The organism is Meridianimarinicoccus aquatilis, assembly GCF_004358675.1.
GTDB lineage: Bacteria > Pseudomonadota > Alphaproteobacteria > Rhodobacterales > Rhodobacteraceae > Meridianimarinicoccus > Meridianimarinicoccus aquatilis.
Genome location: NZ_SMZO01000004.1, coordinates 102,896 through 122,344 on the forward strand (window position 1 = coordinate 102,896; position 19,449 = coordinate 122,344).

Annotated in this window: 16 protein-coding genes; 8 read left to right on the forward strand and 8 right to left on the reverse strand. The window is 58.5% G+C overall.

Annotation, left to right across the window (positions count from 1 at the left end; translation table 11 throughout):
* Positions 1-18 precede the first annotated feature (18 nt).
* The 4 genes from E2L05_RS21240 to trmFO all read left to right on the forward strand — a co-directional run bounded on the left by E2L05_RS21240 (position 19) and on the right by trmFO (position 4,024).
* The gene (locus E2L05_RS21240; RefSeq protein WP_279512624.1) at positions 19-150 is read left to right on the forward strand and encodes a hypothetical protein; all 132 of its coding nucleotides are present in this window, start codon (positions 19-21) and stop codon (positions 148-150) included.
* Positions 140-1,675 (forward strand): hypothetical protein, encoded by a 1,536-nt coding sequence (locus E2L05_RS03000; RefSeq protein ID WP_133341408.1) that lies wholly within the window; start codon positions 140-142, stop codon positions 1,673-1,675. The genes E2L05_RS21240 and E2L05_RS03000 overlap by 11 nt, the downstream gene beginning before the upstream one ends.
* A complete protein-coding gene (locus E2L05_RS03005; RefSeq protein WP_133341409.1) occupies positions 1,672-2,604 on the forward strand; it encodes a site-specific tyrosine recombinase XerD in 933 nt (310 codons plus the stop codon). Before E2L05_RS03000 ends, E2L05_RS03005 begins: the two co-directional genes overlap by 4 nt.
* Before the next feature lie 61 nt (positions 2,605-2,665).
* On the forward strand, positions 2,666-4,024 hold the full coding sequence (gene trmFO / locus E2L05_RS03010) for a methylenetetrahydrofolate--tRNA-(uracil(54)-C(5))-methyltransferase (FADH(2)-oxidizing) TrmFO (protein ID WP_133341410.1): 1,359 nt from the start codon (positions 2,666-2,668) through the stop codon (positions 4,022-4,024).
* A 10-nt stretch (positions 4,025-4,034) separates the two neighbouring features.
* Here trmFO and E2L05_RS03015 read toward each other — a convergent pair whose 3' ends face one another.
* From E2L05_RS03015 to E2L05_RS03035, 5 genes are all read right to left on the reverse strand, one after another.
* Positions 4,035-4,565: a GNAT family N-acetyltransferase gene (locus tag E2L05_RS03015; RefSeq protein WP_133341411.1), complete on the reverse strand. Its 531-nt coding sequence runs from the start codon at positions 4,563-4,565 to the stop codon at positions 4,035-4,037.
* Positions 4,566-4,687: 122 nt separating this feature from the next.
* The gene (locus E2L05_RS03020) at positions 4,688-5,299 is read right to left on the reverse strand and encodes a DUF924 family protein (protein ID WP_133341412.1); all 612 of its coding nucleotides are present in this window, start codon (positions 5,297-5,299) and stop codon (positions 4,688-4,690) included.
* Between the two features lie 61 nt (positions 5,300-5,360).
* Positions 5,361-6,671: an MFS transporter gene (locus E2L05_RS03025; RefSeq protein WP_133341413.1), complete on the reverse strand. Its 1,311-nt coding sequence runs from the start codon at positions 6,669-6,671 to the stop codon at positions 5,361-5,363.
* A 112-nt stretch (positions 6,672-6,783) separates the two neighbouring features.
* Positions 6,784-7,848, reverse strand: a complete 1,065-nt coding sequence (gene queA, locus E2L05_RS03030) for a tRNA preQ1(34) S-adenosylmethionine ribosyltransferase-isomerase QueA (RefSeq protein ID WP_133341414.1) — start codon at positions 7,846-7,848, stop codon at positions 6,784-6,786.
* Positions 7,845-11,246 (reverse strand): AsmA-like C-terminal region-containing protein, encoded by a 3,402-nt coding sequence (locus tag E2L05_RS03035; RefSeq protein ID WP_165971672.1) that lies wholly within the window; start codon positions 11,244-11,246, stop codon positions 7,845-7,847. Before E2L05_RS03035 ends, queA begins: the two co-directional genes overlap by 4 nt.
* A gap of 177 nt (positions 11,247-11,423) precedes the next feature.
* On the opposite strand from E2L05_RS03035, the gene bcp reads away from it, so the two are divergent.
* From bcp to E2L05_RS03055, 4 genes are all read left to right on the forward strand, one after another.
* Entirely contained in the window at positions 11,424-11,885 is a 462-nt protein-coding gene (gene bcp / locus E2L05_RS03040; RefSeq protein WP_133341416.1) for a thioredoxin-dependent thiol peroxidase, read from the forward strand.
* Between the two features lie 2 nt (positions 11,886-11,887).
* Complete coding sequence (locus tag E2L05_RS03045; protein ID WP_394346531.1) at positions 11,888-12,709, forward strand: ferritin-like domain-containing protein; 822 nt, start codon at positions 11,888-11,890, stop codon at positions 12,707-12,709.
* Positions 12,710-12,876: 167 nt separating this feature from the next.
* Positions 12,877-14,280: a DUF5930 domain-containing protein gene (locus tag E2L05_RS03050; protein ID WP_341776723.1), complete on the forward strand. Its 1,404-nt coding sequence runs from the start codon at positions 12,877-12,879 to the stop codon at positions 14,278-14,280.
* Positions 14,270-14,767 (forward strand): bactofilin family protein, encoded by a 498-nt coding sequence (locus E2L05_RS03055; protein ID WP_133341417.1) that lies wholly within the window; start codon positions 14,270-14,272, stop codon positions 14,765-14,767. The genes E2L05_RS03050 and E2L05_RS03055 overlap by 11 nt, the downstream gene beginning before the upstream one ends.
* A gap of 51 nt (positions 14,768-14,818) precedes the next feature.
* On the opposite strand, the gene E2L05_RS03060 is transcribed toward E2L05_RS03055, so the two are convergent.
* From E2L05_RS03060 to E2L05_RS03070, 3 genes are all read right to left on the reverse strand, one after another.
* Entirely contained in the window at positions 14,819-15,598 is a 780-nt protein-coding gene (locus E2L05_RS03060) for a DUF2189 domain-containing protein (RefSeq protein WP_133341418.1), read from the reverse strand.
* 72 nt (positions 15,599-15,670) lie between these two features.
* Positions 15,671-16,798 carry a peptide chain release factor 2 gene (prfB, locus tag E2L05_RS03065; RefSeq protein WP_133341419.1) on the reverse strand — a complete coding sequence of 376 codons (1,128 nt, stop codon included), beginning with the start codon at positions 16,796-16,798 and terminating at the stop codon, positions 15,671-15,673.
* A gap of 90 nt (positions 16,799-16,888) precedes the next feature.
* On the reverse strand, positions 16,889-19,414 hold the full coding sequence (locus E2L05_RS03070; protein ID WP_133341447.1) for a penicillin-binding protein 1A: 2,526 nt from the start codon (positions 19,412-19,414) through the stop codon (positions 16,889-16,891).
* Positions 19,415-19,449: the final 35 nt, after the last annotated feature.

A 19,449-nucleotide genomic window follows, 5' to 3' on the forward strand; every position in this document is an offset into this window, starting at 1 on the left:
GCAGAGAGGCGAAACAGCGTGCGTATGTTGAAACTAGTGGTGTTTCTGCTGCTGATCGCGGGCGCAGGGATGGTGGGCTTTGCCTATCTCGGCGATTTGTCACCGCAGCGAACCGAAATCCGCATTCCGGTTGATTTGGATGGGTCATAAGGCAAGTTGGGGTCTGTTCTTGGCAGGCGCGCTCTGCGCAGGCAGCGCTTGGGCTCAAGACGGGACTGCCCCCTTATCGGTGATTCCCTGGCTTTCCGAAACGCTTGATCGGACCGACCCGGTTGCGGCGGCACCATCTGCACCGGTGGCGGTCACGCCGCTGCCTGATCGAGATGGAATCACTGTTGTCCCCCTTGGCGCACCCGACAGGGCTGCAACCGGGCTGATCTCGGCACAGCGCGCGGGTCTACCCAGTGATCTTTGGCAAGGGACAGACCCAACCGACCTCGCAAATCTGCTCAGGTCGATGCCGGTGCACAGCCAGCCCGCCCTTCAAGAAGCCTTTTCTCGGTTGATTTTGACAGAGGCTGCCCCGCCCAAGGGCGCGCGCGACGCCCTTTTGCTGGCGCGGATCGATGCGCTTTTGATTCGCGGCGCTCTGGAACCGGCGCAGGCACTGCTGGAACGCGCGGGGCCAGATACCCCGGATCTGTTTCGACGGTGGTTTGACATACTTTTGCTGTCAGGCACCGAAGACCGCGCTTGCGCGACACTGGCTGCCAAGCCGGAACTTTCCCCGAATTATGAGACGCGGGTGTTTTGCCTCGCGCGTAGCGGGCGGTGGCACACAGCGGCCCTTACGCTGGAAACCGCCACGGCGCTGGGACGTGTGACCCCTGACATGCGCGACCGTCTGGCGCGTTTTCTCGATCCGGACATTTTCGAAGGCGAGCCGATGCCGCCCTTGCCCGACCCAATCACCCCGCTTGATTTCAGGTTACTCGAAGCCGTGGGTGAACCGGTTCCCACATCGCGGTTGCCATTGGCTTTTGCCCAAACTGATCTGCGACACATCATCGGTTGGAAATCGCAAATCGAAGCGGCAGAGCGTTTGACCCGGTCCGGCGCATTGGCCACAAACCGGCTGCTTGGCATCTATACTGCACGCCAGCCTGCGGCGTCAGGCGGTGTCTGGGACCGGGTCGCCGCTGTTCAAGCGCTGGATATCGCCATCACGGCAGGGCACCCCGATGTGGTCGCCGCCCGTCTTCCCGCTGCAATCGAAGCAATGCGCGCAGCCGGGCTTGAGGCGGTTCTGGATGACCTCTTTGGCGCTAGACTGGCACGTCTCGACCTGCCGCCTCAAAGCGCGCAGATTGCCCATGCGATGGCATTGATTGCCCAAGCACCAACCCGCCTGCCGATCAACGCCCTGCCCACGCGCCTGGCTTTTGCGACCGCCCTTGCCCGAGGTGAAAACCCTCAAGGCGCGGGTGGTGGTGTTCTTGGCGCGGCACTTCGTGACGGGTTGATGCGCGACGATGTACCAGAGCGTTATGCCCCGTTGGTGGCCCGAAAGCGGTGGGGCGAAGCCTTGTTGCGCGCGCTTGACACTCTGTCGACGGGGGCGCTGACCGACCCGCAAGACGCCGGTGATGCCATCGCGTTGATGGCGCAAGTGGGGCTGGATGATCTGGCGCGCCAAGCCGCCGTCCAAATCTTGCTTCTGGACCCGACCCCATGAGCCGCCAATGGATCGCCCGGTTCCTTGAGGCGCAGGCCGCCGAATTAGATGCGGCGCAAAACACGCAACTCGCCTATGGTCGCGATCTGAAGGACTTTCACGACTGGATCACTGCGCAAGGTTTCGGGTTTGACACCGCCGAACGCGAAACCATCGAAGCCTATCTCGTGCATTGCGACGAACAGGGGTTGGCACGAGCCACTCGGGCGCGGCGGCTTGCATCGATCCGGCAACTCTATCGCTTTGCATTCGAAGAAGGCCTGCGCGGGGACAATCCCGCGCTGCGCATTCGCGGGCCTGGCCGACAACGCAGCTTGCCCGGCACCCTTACAGAAGACGAAGTCAGTGCAATGCTGACCTGCGCCCAAGAACATGGCCGAACCGAAGCAGATCGTGCCCGAACTACGGCAATGATAGAAATCCTTTATGCAACAGGGCTGCGCGTCAGCGAATTGGTTACATTGCCCATTTCGGCGGCACGCGGCAAACCAGAGGTGCTTTTGGTCCGGGGAAAAGGTCGCAAGGAGCGGCTCGTGCCTCTTTCAGGACCGGCTCGAACGGCATTGACTGCTTGGTTGGTCCACCGCGACGCAGCGGACATTGCCAAAGTCGATAGCGGGCATCGCGCTTCTGCGTTCTTGTTTCCCAGCCGGGCGAAAGCTGGGCACATCACGCGCCAGTCGTTCTTTTTGACCATAAAGGCATTGGCACGTGAGGCAGGGATTGATCCGGGCCGCGTGACACCGCACACGCTGCGCCACGCGTTTGCCACCCACCTGTTGGAACACGGCGCAGACCTGCGCGCCATCCAATTGCTGTTGGGTCATGCCGATCTGTCCACGACAGAAATCTACACCCATGTCGTAGAAACGCGCCTCAAGGAGTTGGTTCTGACCCACCACCCCTTGGCCGAAGAGCCATTGGACTAACCCTGCGCCGCCGCGCAACACCGGGCTTTTCAACCGCCCCATGCAGGTCTATGTCACTCCCATGACAGATAAACTTCATATCATCGGCGGCGGCATGGCCGGCGCAGAGGCCGCATGGCAAGCCGCCAATATGGGCGTACCCGTTGTCATCCATGAAATGCGCCCCAAGGTTGGAACATTTGCCCATCGCACCGGCAGCCTGGCAGAAATGGTGTGTTCCAATTCGTTCCGGTCGGACGATGACGAACAGAACGCCGTCGGGCTTTTGCATTGGGAAATGCGCGCCGCCAATGGCCTGATCATGCAAACTGCTGACAAGCATTCCCTTCCAGCGGGCGGTGCGTTGGCCGTGGATCGCGATCCGTTTGCAGAAACTGTGACGGCACGTTTGCGCGCGCACCCGTTGGTGACCGTGGAAGACGAAGAAATCACCGCCCTTCCCGGCGAAGGTCATTGGATCATCGCAACTGGCCCGCTAACGTCCGGGGCACTGGCAGACGCGATTGCTGCTGAGACAGGCAAAGAGGCCCTCGCCTTTTTCGACGCCATCGCACCGATCATCCATTTCGACAGTATCGATCTGAGCAAAGCCTGGTTCCAGTCCCGCTATGACAAAGGCGACACTGAAGAACAGCGCACCGCGTATCTGAACTGTCCAATGGACAAAGAGACGTATGACGCGTTCATTGATGCGCTGCTCAGCGCCGACAAAGCTGAATTCAAGCCGGGCGAAACCGCCGGCTATTTTGACGGGTGTTTACCCATCGAAGTGATGGCAGAGCGGGGCCGCGAAACGCTTCGTCACGGCCCGATGAAGCCCGTCGGGCTGACCAACCCGCACCAACCGGACGTCAAAGCCCATGCCATTGTGCAATTGCGACGCGACAACGCGCTTGGCACGCTGTTCAACATTGTCGGCTTTCAGACAAAGATGAAATACGGTGCCCAAACCGAAGTTCTGCGCATGATCCCCGGCTTGGAACAGGCCCGGTTTGCCCGCCTTGGCGGCATTCATCGCAATACGTTTATCAATTCGCCCACGCTTCTTGACGGCGAAATGCGTCTGCGCAGCCGTCCGAATATTCGCTTCGCGGGTCAGATTACTGGCGTCGAAGGCTATGTCGAAAGTGCCGCGATGGGACTACTGGCAGGGCGTTTGGCCGCGAGCGAGATTTTGGGCCGCACCGTGGCCGCACCGCCGCCTGAAACAGCGACTGGCGCACTTGTGACGCACATCACGGGCGGCGCCGAGGCAAAAACCTTTCAGCCGATGAACGTGAACTTTGGCCTATTCCCACCCGTGGACCTGAAAGGTGGTCGCCGCAATCGCCCCGCACGATACAAAGCTTATACCGACCGGGCGAAATTAGGGTGGCAAAGTTGGCTGGAACAATTCGAAACAGTTGAAGCCGCGCAGTAGCCCGAAAAGGTCATGCGCCGCGCGCCGCTGTTTGGCTCAGCGCGTCTGGATCAGAAAAGTCCGGGCGCGTGACATTGCCCTTCACGCCATCCCAAGCGCCGGGCAATAATGCGTTTCCAAGCACACGATCAGGGTTGGTGGGGGGCGGCATCTGCACCCCGTCCAAACGCACGAAGCCGAACCGTTTGTAATATGGCGCATCACCAACAAGCATGACGCGTGACCAGCCCAATGCGGCCGCCCGTTCCAAACTGTCTTGGATCAAAAGCGCGCCAAGACCCTCGCCCTGACGCGTCGGGTGCACAGCCACAGGCCCCAACAAAAGCGCCGCCGCTCCGCCAATATCAACAGGCCAGTGACGGATTGCTCCGGCCAGAATACCTTCAGCATCACGTGCGATGATCGACAAATCGGCGACTGGGGACACACCATCGCGCAAACGATACGACGACAACGCTTCGCGGCCGGGCGCGAAACACAAATCGTAAAGGCCCTCGACCTCCCAATAATCGTTGTCGGTTTCCCGGCTTAGATGAAACACGTCTGCCGTCCTTCGCGCCCCGTTGACTGCGGCCCGAAAAATGGCCGTTCGCGCGACAGCCCCTACCTGCTATGCAGGCGCGTGTGAACCAGTTTTCCGAATTCTTGCAGTGGTTGGGAAGGTCAAGCCGCTGCGCGAACCGCGTTTACAATTGCGCCATAGCCGCCGTTTTCCAGGTACCCGCGTTCCGCAGACGTTGAGACGCGCGCCAAGTCCCCATTGCGGGTCGGAAAACGCCCAAACTTGCGGATCACCTCACGGTGGGCTTTGGCGTGGGTCAGATTATCACGCGCCTCTGGCATACGCTCCATGAACAGCCGGACACAGCGTTCCTGATCCGCAAGGCATTCAGAGTGCATCAAGGGCAGATAGAAAAACTGCCGGGACGGCCCCTGAATGCGCAAATCCCAATCCAGATCCAAAGCGTGCTTGGCTTTGGCACGGGCCACGGCATCGCTTGAAAACGCACGTCCGTCACGGCGAAACATATTGCGTGGGAACTGGTCGAACACAATGATCGTCGCAAGCGCTGTTTCGGGCGATGGGGCCCAGCCTATGCAGCCGTCTTCCTTGCTCGCTTCCCAAAGCGGAAGGAACCGCGCGCGGATTTCCGCATCTAGGGCATCGTCGGTCGCGTACCAGCCTTTTGGTCCGGTGTCGTCCACCCAGAACGTCAAAACATCCCGCGGGGTTATTCCGTTCGCTCGATCTTTGTGTGGGGTCGTCTGTCCCATGGTGTTCATCCGATGCCATCAATTTAAGCGACTGTTACAAATCGGTTGCAAGTCCGCAAGCTTAGCTTCGCCCCACGTCTGGCAAGGGCTGGTATTCCTCTATGTCTTCATCCTCGCCCTCGTCGTCAGGGTCAGCCACATCTTCATACTCGGGGTTGTATTCCACCGCCGCATTGACGGCGATGGATGTGGACGACAGCGTGATGGGTGCGAAGGCAGCTGTGTCCTGCACAGCGGGCGCAGCGCGGCGGAACGACCGATAGATGCCATAGACAAGCAATGTGGCCATGATTGCGACAATGAAAATAAAGAACCCACGCGGCCCGAATACGCCCATCATCCAACCTGTCAAAAGCGGGCCACCGATTGCACCGACACCATTCAGAAAGATCAATCGCCCAGAGGCAGACGCCATATCATCATGGTCAAGGTAGTCATTGGCATACGCAATCACCAAACCGTAAAGCGGGTTGGCAGCCCCGCCGATGATAAAGGCAGAGACGAGCAGCGGATAAAACCCGCCCTGCAATATCCCAAGCATACCGCCAATGATGCCGATCCCGACAACCATCAGGATCAAGCGCCGCCTGTCCATCCGATCCGACAAGTATCCGATGGGAAATTGAAGGATCAGTCCACCCACATAGATGGCTGCAACGAACGCTGAGATTTGTGGAACGGTCAGCCCCGCTTGCCCCCCAAATACCGACGCCATCCCGAACAGTGCGGAATAGACGCCACCCAGAAGGAAGCTGCTCACGCAACTCAGCGGTGCAAGGCGGAACAATTCAAGCGTGCTCATCGCCTTGGCCGTTTCATAAGCCGGAGTCGGAACGACACTAAGCAGAATGGGCGCAAAGGCGATGGAAACCAAAACCGATGGCACGATGAACAATACAAACCCGGACGGATCGCCCAAGTTGAGCAGCCCCTGTGCCGACACAACGCCAAGCATCTGCACGATCATGTACAAAGACAGTGCCTTGCCCCGGTTTTCGTTACTGGCAGCGTTATTCAGCCAGCTTTCAGCCGTCACGTAGACGCCCGAGAAACAAAACCCCATGGCCACGCGCAAGACAATCCAGACCCACGGCTCTGTCATGGTCGGAAACATGATCAAAATGGCCGAAATGAAAGAGCCAAGCGCGGCAAATACCCGAACGTGTCCGACGCGCTGGATCAGCTTGGGCGCAAAATAGGAGCCACCCAAAAACCCAAGGAAATAGGCGGACATTACCAACGACATATCGAAGGTCGAAAAATTTTCGATCGTGCCGCGAATACCCAGAAGCGTGCCCTGAATTCCGTTTCCGACCATCAACAGCATAACGCCGAGCAACAGAGCCCAAGAACGGGAAAGAGTTTCGATCATTGCAATAGCCTATCTGACTGAACGTCTGTTTGGTCGGTTGCGCCGCACCGAGGGAAAAATACGCCCCAATGAGACCGGCGAATTGTAATGCCCCACTATAAAGTGGAACGCCTTAAACTGGTCCTCGCGGTAACAACAAAGATGCATCGCCGTAACTGAAAAACCGATACCGTTGCGCAATGGCATGGGCATAGACATTGCGCATCCGGTCTGTTCCCATCAGCGCGGATACGAGCATCATCAAGGTTGATTTCGGCAGATGAAAGTTTGTCATCAGCCCGTCTGCGGCCCGAAATTCAAAACCGGGGTAGATGAAAATGTCTGTCGGTTCCGCCATGGGCTCAACCCGGCCAGTTTTGCGTGCAGCGGTTTCCAAAAGCCGCAAGGCCGTTGTCCCAACAGGAATAATCCTGCCCCCGGCAGCACGTGTGGCTTCAATCTCTGCGGCGGCGGCCGGTGTAATCTCGCCCCACTCGGCATGCATCTTGTGCTCGGCCGGGTCGTCAACCTTGACCGGCAGAAACGTGCCTGCGCCCACATGCAGCGTAACATGGGTAAAATCCACGCCGGCCGCTTCAATGCTCGACAAGAGCGCTTCGTCAAAATGCAGGGACGCTGTTGGCGCGGCCACGGCACCGGTGCGCCGAGCAAAGACCGACTGATAATCCACTAAATCTTGCGCGTCTGCGGGCCGTTTCGCGGCGATGTAAGGCGGAAGCGGCATCGCGCCGGCCTCGGCCAATTCGGCCTCCAGCGCGTCACCGGTCAAAGTGAGATCCAGCCGGGCCGCGCCATCCTCGGTTCGGCCCAGCATGACCGCGCTCAGGTCATCCGTGAACACGATCCGTTCGCCATCACGCAACTTGCGAAGCGGCTTGACCAGCGCTGTCCAACTGCTGTCTGCCTGAGGTTCTAGCAGCGTGACTTCAATTCGCGCTTCACCGCTGCCGCTGACGGTTTCGCGGCTGCGTATCCCCGTCAAACGGACCGGTAAAACGCGCGTGTCGTTCAGCACCAAGCGATCGCCGGGACGCAAAAAGCCGGGAAGGTCGCCAACGTTCGCATCGATGACATCTTCGCCATGCGCGACCAACAGCCGGGCAGAACTGCGCGGTTGCGCCGGGCGTGTCGCGATCAGATCTTCGGGCAAATCAAAATCAAAATCGTCAAGCGTCACTGGTTCGAGCCTTTTGTTGCTGTGCCTTGCGCACCTTGTGTTCCGACCTGTTCATTCTGGCCGCGGAACACTTCCCGCAGGAAACCGGGCGTTAGCACCGACAATGGATTGGCTGCAAGCCTTGGTGCGCTCATGTCGCCACGCACAGTATAATGTAGACCAAAAAGCCCTTCCCCGCGCCGGGTCATGAAGCTTCCAATGCGGTTCAAGAAATAGATCGGGGAAACGACGCCTTGAAGATTGAGGGTGCGTCTGGCCAGATCAACGGTTCCATCCAGCGACATACCAATGGAGGGGCCTGTGGCGCTGCTGGCCATCAAGGTGATTTGACCGGGCGACAATGTAAATTCCGCCCGGACATCATCAAAGGTGATCCCTTTGCCAGCCGCCTGCTCTAACGCCCCCACGACGCTGATCGCCGATAGAAATGCTGCAGCCTTGGGGCCGCCATGGATCGCAATATCAGCAATGCGCATCTGCCCGCGATAGGTTCCCGGCGCCCCGCGTGGTACCAGACGCACATCAAGTGCGCCTCCCTTGAGGAACGGAATGAGCCCGGCAGAGCGCAGCACGCTCCCCGCGTCGTCGCCGGTAAGATGAAGGGAAAGACCGCCACTATCCTTGCCCGCCGCAAGACGCGCACGGATGGGGGCATCGCCATTTACCCGGCCTTCCAACACACCGTGCATCCGTGACGACAGTGTTCCGCGCACATCCGTAAGGGCCAGTTTTTCCGCCAACCGAACTGTATCAAGAGCAACATCCATCCCAGGCCCAGTGCGGCCACGGCCGCTTCCGTTCTGCGGCGGCAAAAACCTCAGGTCCAGCGTGCCCCCCGTCAGCGACAAACGGCCACCGGGCGCATAGCGTCCCCTTGCGTCAAGCCATTTTCCCAGCGCCAGCCGGTTCACGGTCAGCTCGGCAAGCCCCGTACCGCCAGTGCTGCCGCCGCTGGGATCGCGCATGCGTGCGGATGCATCGAGCCTAAGTCCGGGCATGCGCAGGTTGACACTGTCGATGGCCGGCTGCGGACCGATTTGGCCAACCAGATCAAACTGACCATCCGCGGCTTGCGACTTGTACACGCCAAGGGCAGGAACAGAGACCGCAAGACCCTTCAAATCAGCGTTGACTTGAACTTTATGCGGCCCGGACTGCGCCAGATCCAAAGTCATCCGCGCCAGTGTTTCGCCGCGCAACGCCCCCTTTGGCAGCCTTGCCCCGAATTTTTCAAACAGCTCAGCAGTGACCGGCAAATCAGCAACCAGCGTGCCATATCCGGGCGCGCGTGTGGGGGCGGGCCGCTGAACCGGTCGCCACGGATCACCAATAGTCGGGCTGGATGGCTGTTCGAGACGGCGAGAATAACCGATATGAATGGGCAGACCATCAAACTCGGCGGGGCCGTCAACCGTCACCTCTTTGCACGTTGCCGTAAACTCAAGCCGGTCTGACGCCAGAACGTGCCCGGCCACGAGCGTCTCGCTGCGGGCGTCATACACTTCCCCGCCAACTTGAAAGACCGGCTTTTTGCCCTTCCGATCCGGGCCGACCGGTATCGACAGGTCAACATCTGTGCGAACCCGCCCATCAACTGCGCCTTCTGCCATTAATGGACTGGGCGCTGCTTCGGCGTCTATGGCGCGGTCTTTTGGCTGAAACAGTGGCTGTCCCAAAAGCGCAATCGCATTGGGCAGCGTGCCTTCGGCCGACAGGCTGACGAGCAAAGGGGCGTGGACACCATCGCTGCGCGCCCCTTTTGGACCAAGCCATTCGATGCCCGCAGTTGCACCAACAAGGGTCACATGGCCGGTTGCCGATACGGGCATCTTGCCCGAAGATGCTCGCAGCCCGAATTGATGGCGTGCCAAACTGCCAAAGCCGCGCGCCTGCTCGAGCTGTGGCAGCCCTTTGACCAACGAAATCTGCGTTCCATCAAACCCGAAATCCAGCGCAAGATGCTGCAAACCGCCGCGTCCGTCCTTGCGCGGTGCCCCAAAGTCATGACGCATTGCCAGATGAACGCCCTGCACGTCGGCTTCGATCAATTCCCGCTCGAGCCAAGCACGCGTGCCGGTTGCAATTGCCGCGGGCCAGATAGCAAGCAGACTTTCCCGGTCCAGCTCCGCCGCGGCCAGATCAAGCGCGAGACGCGGGGCACCACCCTGCCCTTTGCGATCCACGACCCCGCTGCCGACCAGACGGACACCGCCCAGTTCTAGTGTCACAGCCCCTATTTCCAGAAAGCCCGTCGATCGGTTGAAGCGCATATCAGACCACAGCCGGTCTGCGGCCAGCTCCAAATCCCCGCCGTCACGCTTTTTCAGTTTTGTGCGCACATCCGTGAATGCCACCTGCCCGGTCAGCGTCGCAGCGGTGGCGCGCCTTAAATCGGCTCGACCGCTCATGGTGACCAAGCCACTGCGCAGGCTCATGTCCGTGATCGAAAGATATGACCGGTCTGCCGACAGCGCCAAATGCGCGCGCAGACCATCCAGATCAATAGACTCAGCCGCCCCCGGCGAAACGATCTGCCCAGCCCCGACATTCAGATTGCCGATCAAGGGATGCGGTGTCCCGTCGGCGTCAATGGCCCCATTGAGATCGAGAGACACCGGCGCATCCAGCCGCGACAGCAACTCGCTCAGCGGGCCCGCCCCCACGACGCCGCGCACGCGCGCCGGACTGAGACCGCGCAAAGTCAACCTTAGCTCACCCGGTGCGCTATGTGTGGGACTGCTCAGATGCACCGCGATCCTGCCCGAATTCAGCGTGGCACCGTCATCGAATTCACCCATATCCGCATCAAGGGTCAGTGCACCGAATTTGTCCCGAAGGATGCGAAGGGCCCCGTTACGGCTGGATATGCGGCGGCCATCACGCCCGTCATCCAGCGTGATGCCAAGCTCGTCCACCCCAAGCGTCGTCAGCCCCGCAAGCCATGGCGACGCCAACAGCACCTGTAATCGTTCCAGTGCCTGCGCAGGGCTTGCTGCATCCTGAACGACTGTCGCATCGCCCAGTTGAAGTGTCAGCCGACCTTGCGCATCGCGCGACAGTGAAATTGCGACACCGCTGGCGAGAACGGCCTTTGGCACCACCCGCGCCGCCAGCGCATCATCCCGACTGAAAAGCGCTTCGATACGGTCAAATGCAACCAAAAGATCGCCCGCGCGATCAAATACCGCGACCTCTTTTACGGCGACGGCAGGCGACAGGTTTTCGCGCAAATCGACTTGCGCGGCGCCCAATTCCACAGTCAACCCGATGTCTGCTACGGCTTTGTTCAGGCGCGCTTCTGCATGGCTTAAGATCGTGACAGGGACGGGAATGGGGGAAAGCCGTGCAACCCAAAGAACGGCAAGCCCTGTCAGTACAACCACAAAGGACAGGCGCATCACCCATCCTAGCAAAGCCCTTGCACACCTCACAAAATACAGAAAAACCCTCATGCCGCCACCGTAAGCCACTAGGCGCTTCACACCAAGCTTCAAGCGCATCTCACCTGGACTGGACTTTCACGAGCCTGTGCTAGAACGTCTTCTACGATCCGTTTAAATGACAGAGGCATATCAATGTTAGACGAAGGCGCACCCGCACCAGACTTCACCTTGCCACAAGATGGCGGTGACGATGTCACCCTGTCCCATCTGAAAGGCAAAACTGTCGTTTTATATTTTTACCCCCGTGACGACACCAGCGGGTGCACGAAACAAGCCGTTGCCTTTACCGAGCACACGGCCGCCTTCGAAGCGGCCGGCGCTGTTGTCCTTGGTGTGTCAAAAGACACCGTTGCCAAGCATGGCAAGTTCCGCGCCAAGCATGATCTGGGGATCGCGCTGTTGTCGGACGCCGACAGTGATGTTTGCGAACGCTATGGCGTGTGGGCCGAGAAATCCATGTATGGCAAAACCTATCTCGGGATCGAGCGATCGACCTTCATCATCGACGGCACTGGAACAGTCCGTAAAATCTGGCGCAAAGTCAAAGTGCCCGGCCACGTTGAGGCGGTGTTGGACGCGGTCAAAGCTCTGTGAGTTTGCCGGACATCCCCAGCACACTTGCAGAATGTGCCGTTGCGGTTCTGAGTACCTCGGATGCAAGGGCCAAAACATCCCTGTCTCGCGCGGTGACAGCGGCGTTTCGGGCATCACAAGCGGCAGGGGCACCGATGCCTGTTGGTCATGCGGCCCCGCCGATGCGCCCTGCACGCCCCGCCCGGCCAGAATTGCTGGACCCGCGCGACGTGCCGCGCCGAAAGCCCGGATCACCGGAAGGGCGCATCGCCTTGCTGCACGCCATTGCACATATCGAACTGAACGCCGTTGATCTTCACTGGGATATCATCGCCCGGTTTTCAGACACGCCCATGCCCGCCGGATTTGCCGCTGATTGGGTCAAAGCTGCCGATGAAGAATCCAAGCATTTCAACTTGATGTGTGACTGTCTTGAAGCGATGGGAAGCCATTATGGTGCCCTTCCGGCCCATGCTGGTATGTGGCGCGCGGCCGAAGACACAGCCGAGGATCTGATGGGACGTCTGGCCGTTGTTCCCATGGTGCTTGAGGCCCGCGGACTGGATGTAACCCCCGGAATGATTGAGGTTTTTCGCAAAGCAAAGGATCAGCGCGCCGTTGATGCACTTGAAGTGATCTATGCCGAAGAAGTCGCTCATGTGGCCTATGGTTCGAAGTGGTTTCACTTCTTGTGCGGGCGCCACGACCTCGACCCAAAGGACGTCTTTCACGATCTGGTTCAACGCTATTTTCATGGGCCTCTCAAACCACCTTTCAACGACGAAAAGCGCGCCGAGGCTGGATTGCCCCCAGATTTCTACTGGCCATTGGCCGTTTCCGGTTAAACCGACCGCCACTCGGCGGAAATCTGCCACTTTTCGCCCTCGTCAACGGGGGTTTTCCGCACCTTCGACACCATTCGTTGCAAAGACGTGATTGGGACGCTACGCCCCTGAGTAACGCGCTGAAGCGCTGTAAAAGTGCAAGGCAAATACAGGCGATGAGGGACGGAGTGACAGGGCAAGACACCGCGCAGCAAGGCGAAGCAATTCCACACGCTTCGTCGGTTCAGCACGAAAACCACGCAGACATGCCCACGCTTCCTAAACCGAAGCTGATGGCCCGTCTTCTTCCCGAAAAGCGTATCTTCGTCAAATCAGATGAAGGCACCCGGTTTTTCCGGATCGGGCCGCGCCAGCAGCTTCTCGCAGGTGCCGGTGCTTTGGCACTTGTGGCGTGGTCTGTGACGGCGACGTCGTTTCTGGTGATTGAACTTGTGCAGGGCGGCGGCGCACAGACCGCCGCTTTGAACGAAAAGCTGGTCTATGAACAGCGTGTTCAGGAACTTGCGTCAGAACGCGACGCACAGCATCTGGCCGCGCTGGAAGCGCAGCAAGGGTATGACGCCGCGCTTGACGCTCTGTCGAGCTATCAGGACCGTTTGCTGAATGCCGAACTTCGGATCGCTGAAGTTGAACAAAGCCGGGCTGCCCTGCGCCGGATTTTGCAAACCGCAATGGTCGAGCGTGACGGCTTGGCAGAACGCTTGACGGCATTGGCACTGGAAGACGGAAGCGCCGATCTTGCCGCGCTGGAACGGCGCAGCGCTGAGGCGGAACAAACGGTCAAATTCCTGTCGCGCGCACTCAGCGACACGGCTCTCGACAAGGTTGCCGCCGTGACCGATGCGTCATCGGCGCAAGACCGGTTGGCGGCTCTTGAAAACGAACTTGAACTGACCCGCCAGGCCAGCGACCGCATTTTCGAACAACTCGAAGAGGCCGTCGTTCTGGCAATGGAACCGTTGGGCAAAATGTTCCGCGATGTGGGGCTGCCCCCTGAGAACATTCTAAAACAGATGCGGCAACAGTATTCAGGTGTAGGCGGTCCGCTGACACCGATTGCCTTGTCCACCAAGGGCACACCGGCAGACCCCGAAAGCCTGCGTGCGAATGCCATTCTGGACCAGATGGATGAGTTGAACCTCTACCGCATCGCGGCGGATAAAATTCCTTTTGCCCAGCCTGTTCATGCTGCCGTGAGACGGACTTCTGGGTTTGGATACCGGCGTGATCCGATCCGAGGCGGATCGCGGCTTCATGCAGGTATGGACTGGGCTGGCAGGTCTGGCACACCCATCTTGTCCACAGCCGACGGCGTCGTCGTGCATGCTGGCTGGCAGTCCGGCTACGGCAGAATGGTAAAAATCAAGCACGAGTTCGGAATGGAGACGCGATACGCGCATCTGTCCAAAATCACCGTGAAGGTTGGCCAAAGGGTCTCGCGCGGGGATTTGATCGGTGGTATGGGAAATTCTGGTCGCTCGACGGGCACGCATCTTCATTATGAAGTCCGCGTTAACGGCGATCCTGTGAACCCGATGACCTATATTAAGGCTGCCACAAATGTTTTCTAAGAACCGGCCCCATGACCAAAAGCCCTCCGATGCAGACAAACCAGTGACAGAAACACGTTCGACCGCACCCACACCAAGTGCACCGGTTCAAACGGCCCCCAAGGCAAAACCGCCTGCATCCGTGTTGTCCACTGACCTGACCGTGACAGGCAATTTGCGCACTTCTGGGGACATCCAGATCGAAGGCACCATAGAAGGCGACGTGCACGCACATCTTTTGACCGTAGGTGAAAGTGCGACAGTACGCGGCGAAATCGTGGCCGACGATGTGGTCGTCAATGGCCATGTGATCGGGCGGGTGCGCGGCCTCAAGGTGCGGTTGACCTCAACTGCGCGGGTCGAAGGCGACATCATTCACAAGACCATCGCAATCGAAAGCGGTGCACATTTTGAAGGATCGGTTCAGCGCCAGGAAGACCCGCTCAAGACAAGCGGTCAAAAAGCAATTGCTGCACCAAAAACAACTGACGGCGCCGCAAACAATTAATCGCACGCCGTTCAAGGTTTGGGCAGGCACACGAATTGCCTGCCCGTTGGTTTATACAACTGACGCCCGATAAAGATGCCACGTTGCATGCCCCAACACCGGCAAGACGATGAGCAACCCGAAGAAATACGGGAACATCCCAAGAAACAGCGCCGCAGTTACGCAAACGCCCCAGATCAACATTGGGCGTAAATTGCGCGACACAACGCCGACGCTTGTGATCATGGCTGTTACAAAATCAACCTCACGATCTACCAGCATGGGCATGGCGATCACAGTGATCGAATAAAGGATCATTGCGACCAAGCCACCGATCAACAATTCTGCTGCGATCATCATAAGTCCGTTTGGCGTGAGGAACACGTCGTACGAGGTGGAGACATTGGTCATCGTGCTGAGCCCCATGAACAACGCAAAAATGACGTGTCCGATAAACACCCAGAAAATGAACAGAACGATGATGATGGCAGACAATGACGGGATTTGCCTGTCTTTTTCTCGCCAGACGCCAGTCAGCACTCGCTCCCATGTCGGCGTCTCACCAAGTTCAAGCAGGCGGCTGATTTCATAAAGCCCCACGGCCGCAAACGGACCCAGCAAAGGGAACCCAAACGCCGCCAGCATGATCCAATAGCTCTGTCCAGTGATCACCGTCAATTGCCACAGAGCCAATCCGCACAGGGTGTAGAAGCCCCCGAAAAATAACCCGAACTGGTAGGATCGTTTGAAGTCTTGCCAGCCTTTTTGAACGGCCTCTCGGATCATGTCCCCGGTTACCTGGTGAAAATCCGGCACTCCAAAACTGAGATCTGGGTCGTCTTTATGGGTCATTGACGCGGTCCTCCTTGATGCAATCAGACCACCGCGCATAGGACTATGTCAAAGGCGCAATTGCCTCAGGCATCAATCGGACCCCTGCGCTTCAGCACGGGATTTGCCGCTGACATTCAGGGCAAGGGTTGCCGCCATAAATTTGTCGAGATCACCATCAAGAACACCCTGCGTGTCCGATGTTTCCACGCTTGTCCGCAAATCCTTTACCATCTGGTAGGGTTGCAACACGTAGGATCGGATCTGGTTTCCCCAGCCTGCATCGCCCTTGGCGTCATGGGCTTCGTTGATCGCCGCGTTCCGCCTGTCCAATTCCATCTGGTAAAGCCGGGACTTCAGCGCCTTCATTGCGATATCGCGGTTTTGGTGCTGGGACTTTTCAGAACTTGTCACCACGATGCCGGTTGGAAGGTGTGTGATGCGAACCGCAGAATCCGTGGTGTTCACGTGCTGTCCCCCCGCACCCGAGGACCGATATGTATCAAGGCGAATGTCGCTTGGGTTCACTTCGATTTCGATATTGTCATCGACAACCGGATAAACCCACACGGAACTGAACGATGTGTGACGTCGCGCTGCGCTGTCATAGGGCGAAATACGCACAAGCCGGTGCACACCGCTTTCGGATTTCAGCCAACCATACGCGTTCGGTCCACTAATCTTGTACCCGGCAGATTTGATACCCGCCTCTTCGCCTGCGCTTTCTGATTGCAATTCAACCGTGTAGCCATGCTTTTCGGCCCATCGAACGTACATACGCGCCAACATCGACGCCCAGTCGCACGATTCCGTACCGCCTGCGCCTGCGTTGATTTCCAAAAACGTGTCGTTGCCATCGGCCTCGCCATCGAGAAGCGCCTCCAACTCTTTTTGAGCGGCCTTTTCTTTCAACCCTTTGATCGTCGCCTCTGCTTCGGCGATAATCTCGGCATCGCCTTCGGCCTCGCCCATTTCGATCAATTCGATGTTGTCGGCCAAATCTTGCTTGAGCGAGGTATAGGTGTCCATTTTGTCCACCAATGTCTGTCGATCGCGCATCAGCTTTTGCGCGCGGTCCGGATCATTCCACAGGTCCGGATCCTCGGTCATGGCATTGAATTCTTCCAACCGATGGGGCGCGGTTTCGATATCCATCCGCTGCGCGAGCAGCTTCAGCGATTTCTCGACCTCGGCCACTGTATTCTGAATTTCAGCGCGCATGAGTCACCTTTTCAAAGCGTTAGATTGGCCACTCCGGCCGGATGCGCCGTTATAGCAGCGCCACCGCGACAGACAAGACAGTGGTACGGGTCAGTAAAGCCCACCGGAACTGATCGCGCCGAAACCGGCCTTTGGCGCGATACGCTTTACCTCGCCAGTCGATGTCGTGACCTCGCGGCTATCGTCCAACGCTTCGGTCCGTGAAAACAATGGCAGGTTGCCACCCATCGCGAACCCACCGTCCACGACTGCAACGCCAAACGCAGGATCGACACTGTCGCGGAAATACTCTGCGACAACATTGGCACCGCTCGCGCTGTTGGGAAGACGGGCACCGGTTACCCGGTCGATCTTGATGAAATGTCCACCCGGCGGCACATCAAAAGGCCCACCACCGTAGCTGGCCACAGCGTGCTCCATGAACTCGTTGAAGACCGGGCCACACATACCACCACCAGATGCCCCTCGCCCAAGCGAACGTGGCTGATCGTGGCCAATATAACATCCCGCAACGATGTTCGACGTAAAGCCCACAAACCAGACGTCTTTTTCGTCGTTGGTCGTGCCGGTTTTACCAGCAGTGGGAACCGAAAGATTGACGGTTCGGGCCGCCGTGCCGCGTTCCACAACACCCTGCATCATCGAGGTGATCTGATACGCGGTGATCGGGTCAATAACCTGTTCGCGATCATCTTCGATGCGAGGTGCAAGTGACGCGGGCACAACAAGGCTGTCACATTCGACGCAGCGCCGGGCATCATGACGATACACCGTTTTTCCCCACCGGTCCTGAATGCGGTCCACCAAAGTCGGCTCGACCCGTTCGCCGCCATTGGCAAACATCGCATAGGCCGCAACCATCCGGTACAGCGTCGTTTCCTGGCTCCCCAACGAATTGGCTAGAAAAGCGGGCATGTCGTCATAAACGCCAAAATCCTCGGCGTATTTTGCGACTTTTTCCATACCCACGGCCTGTGCCAAGCGGATCGTCATCAGGTTTCTCGACCGCTCAATGCCTGTTCGCAGCGGCGTAGGGCCATAGAACTTGTTGGAATAGTTTTTCGGTCGCCAGATTTCGCCGCCGATGTTCACCTCAATCGGGGCGTCAACAACGATCGTGGCGGGGGTATATCCGTTGTCCAAGGCGGTCGCGTAGACAAACGGTTTGAACGACGACCCCGGCTGACGCGTGGCTTGAGTTGCACGGTTGAAAACCGAGTTCTGGTAGGAGAAGCCACCTTGCATGGCGATCACACGGCCGGTGTTGACATCCATGGCAACAAAGGCGCCCTGCACTTCCGGGATTTGGTGCAGCGAATAATGGCTGATCAGTTCATCATCGCCGGTTTCGGCCTTAACATAAACCAACTCGCCCAGACGAAGCAGATCGTCCGGAACGCGAGGGCGTCGTTCGCCGCGGCGTGCCGCCCAAGACATTTCATCAAGTGGGATGATGTCTGTATCAGCGACCGGCTGATTTTCGATCCCGATCCGGGCCGAGCTGTCATTCATGTCCAGAACAACGGCAAGATGCCAGCCTTCCACATCACGTGGCAGATCGGCTTGCTTTAGCGCAGCACGCCACACCGCCTCGTCGCCCAGCATTTCTGCCGGCACAAACTTGCCGGTCCCACGCCAAAGCCCGCGTCGGCGGTCATAGTCTTCCAGCCCGCGCCGCAGCGCCGTCGCCGCCCGTTCCTGCAAGTCCGGATCAAGCGTGGAACGAATTGAAAGGCCGCCTGTGAAAAACTCGGCCTCGCCGAAATCACGGCTCAGTTGCCGTCGAATTTCATCGGTGAAATAACCGCGCGGCGGCAGTGACGACCGGAAACTCTCATAGTCGCCCGACTGCACCGTGCGCAACGGCGTCGCCAGGGCCACGCGGTATTCCTCTGCCCCCAAATACCCGTTCTCGTTCATTTCGCGCAGGACAAAATCACGCCGTTCGGTTGCGCGCTCTCTTTCGCGAACCGGGTGATACGTTGACGGCGCTTTTGGCAGCGCAGCGAGATACGCCGCTTCCTCAACAGTCAGTTCCGACAGCGTTTTGTTGAAATAGGTCTGCGCGGCCGCCGCGACACCGTAGCTGTTCTGCCCAAGATAAATCTCGTTCAGATAAAGCTCAAGGATCTGGTCCTTGTTGAGGGTTTGCTCAAGCCGGGTTGCGAGAATCAGCTCCTTGATTTTTCGTTCTGCCGACCGGTCCGAAGACAGTAGGAAGTTCTTCATAACCTGCTGCGTGATCGTGGACGCACCACGCAAACTGCCGCCCTGCGCCATGGCAAATGCCGCGGCTGCGATACCCACCGGATCGAACCCGCCATGGGAATAGAAATTCTTGTCCTCGGCAGAAATGAACGCTTCTTTGACGAGGTCAGGGATCTCGCCCGCGGGCGCGAACAACCTGCGTTCGCGCGCAAATTCGTCGATCAATCGGCCTTCGCCAGAATAGACGCGACTGATGGTTGGCGGGGCGTATTGTGCCAGTTGCTCATGGTTGGGCAGGTCACGCCCATACATCCACAGCACACCGCCGACGATCAGTGCAGCAAGCACTGCGCCGATAGTGATGAAGCTGAAAATAGCGCCAAAAAAGCCAAGGATGAAACGAAGCAAGACCAGACCTTCCAGAGTTGATATGTGCATATACC

What these genes read in the sequence shown, in the direction of transcription:
- E2L05_RS03000 (WP_133341408.1), top strand. Translation starts at nt 140, where the DNA reads ATGGGTCATAAGGCAAGTTGGGGTCTGTTCTTGGCAGGCGCGCTCTGC.
- E2L05_RS03005 (WP_133341409.1), top strand. Translation starts at nt 1,672, where the DNA reads ATGAGCCGCCAATGGATCGCCCGGTTCCTTGAGGCGCAGGCCGCCGAA.
- trmFO (WP_133341410.1), top strand. Translation starts at nt 2,666, where the DNA reads ATGACAGATAAACTTCATATCATCGGCGGCGGCATGGCCGGCGCAGAG.
- E2L05_RS03020 (WP_133341412.1), bottom strand. Translation starts at nt 5,299, where the DNA reads ATGGGACAGACGACCCCACACAAAGATCGAGCGAACGGAATAACCCCG.
- E2L05_RS03025 (WP_133341413.1), bottom strand. Translation starts at nt 6,671, where the DNA reads ATGATCGAAACTCTTTCCCGTTCTTGGGCTCTGTTGCTCGGCGTTATG.
- E2L05_RS03035 (WP_165971672.1), bottom strand. Translation starts at nt 11,246, where the DNA reads ATGCGCCTGTCCTTTGTGGTTGTACTGACAGGGCTTGCCGTTCTTTGG.
- bcp (WP_133341416.1), top strand. Translation starts at nt 11,424, where the DNA reads ATGTTAGACGAAGGCGCACCCGCACCAGACTTCACCTTGCCACAAGAT.
- E2L05_RS03055 (WP_133341417.1), top strand. Translation starts at nt 14,270, where the DNA reads ATGTTTTCTAAGAACCGGCCCCATGACCAAAAGCCCTCCGATGCAGAC.
- E2L05_RS03060 (WP_133341418.1), bottom strand. Translation starts at nt 15,598, where the DNA reads ATGACCCATAAAGACGACCCAGATCTCAGTTTTGGAGTGCCGGATTTT.
- prfB (WP_133341419.1), bottom strand. Translation starts at nt 16,798, where the DNA reads ATGCGCGCTGAAATTCAGAATACAGTGGCCGAGGTCGAGAAATCGCTG.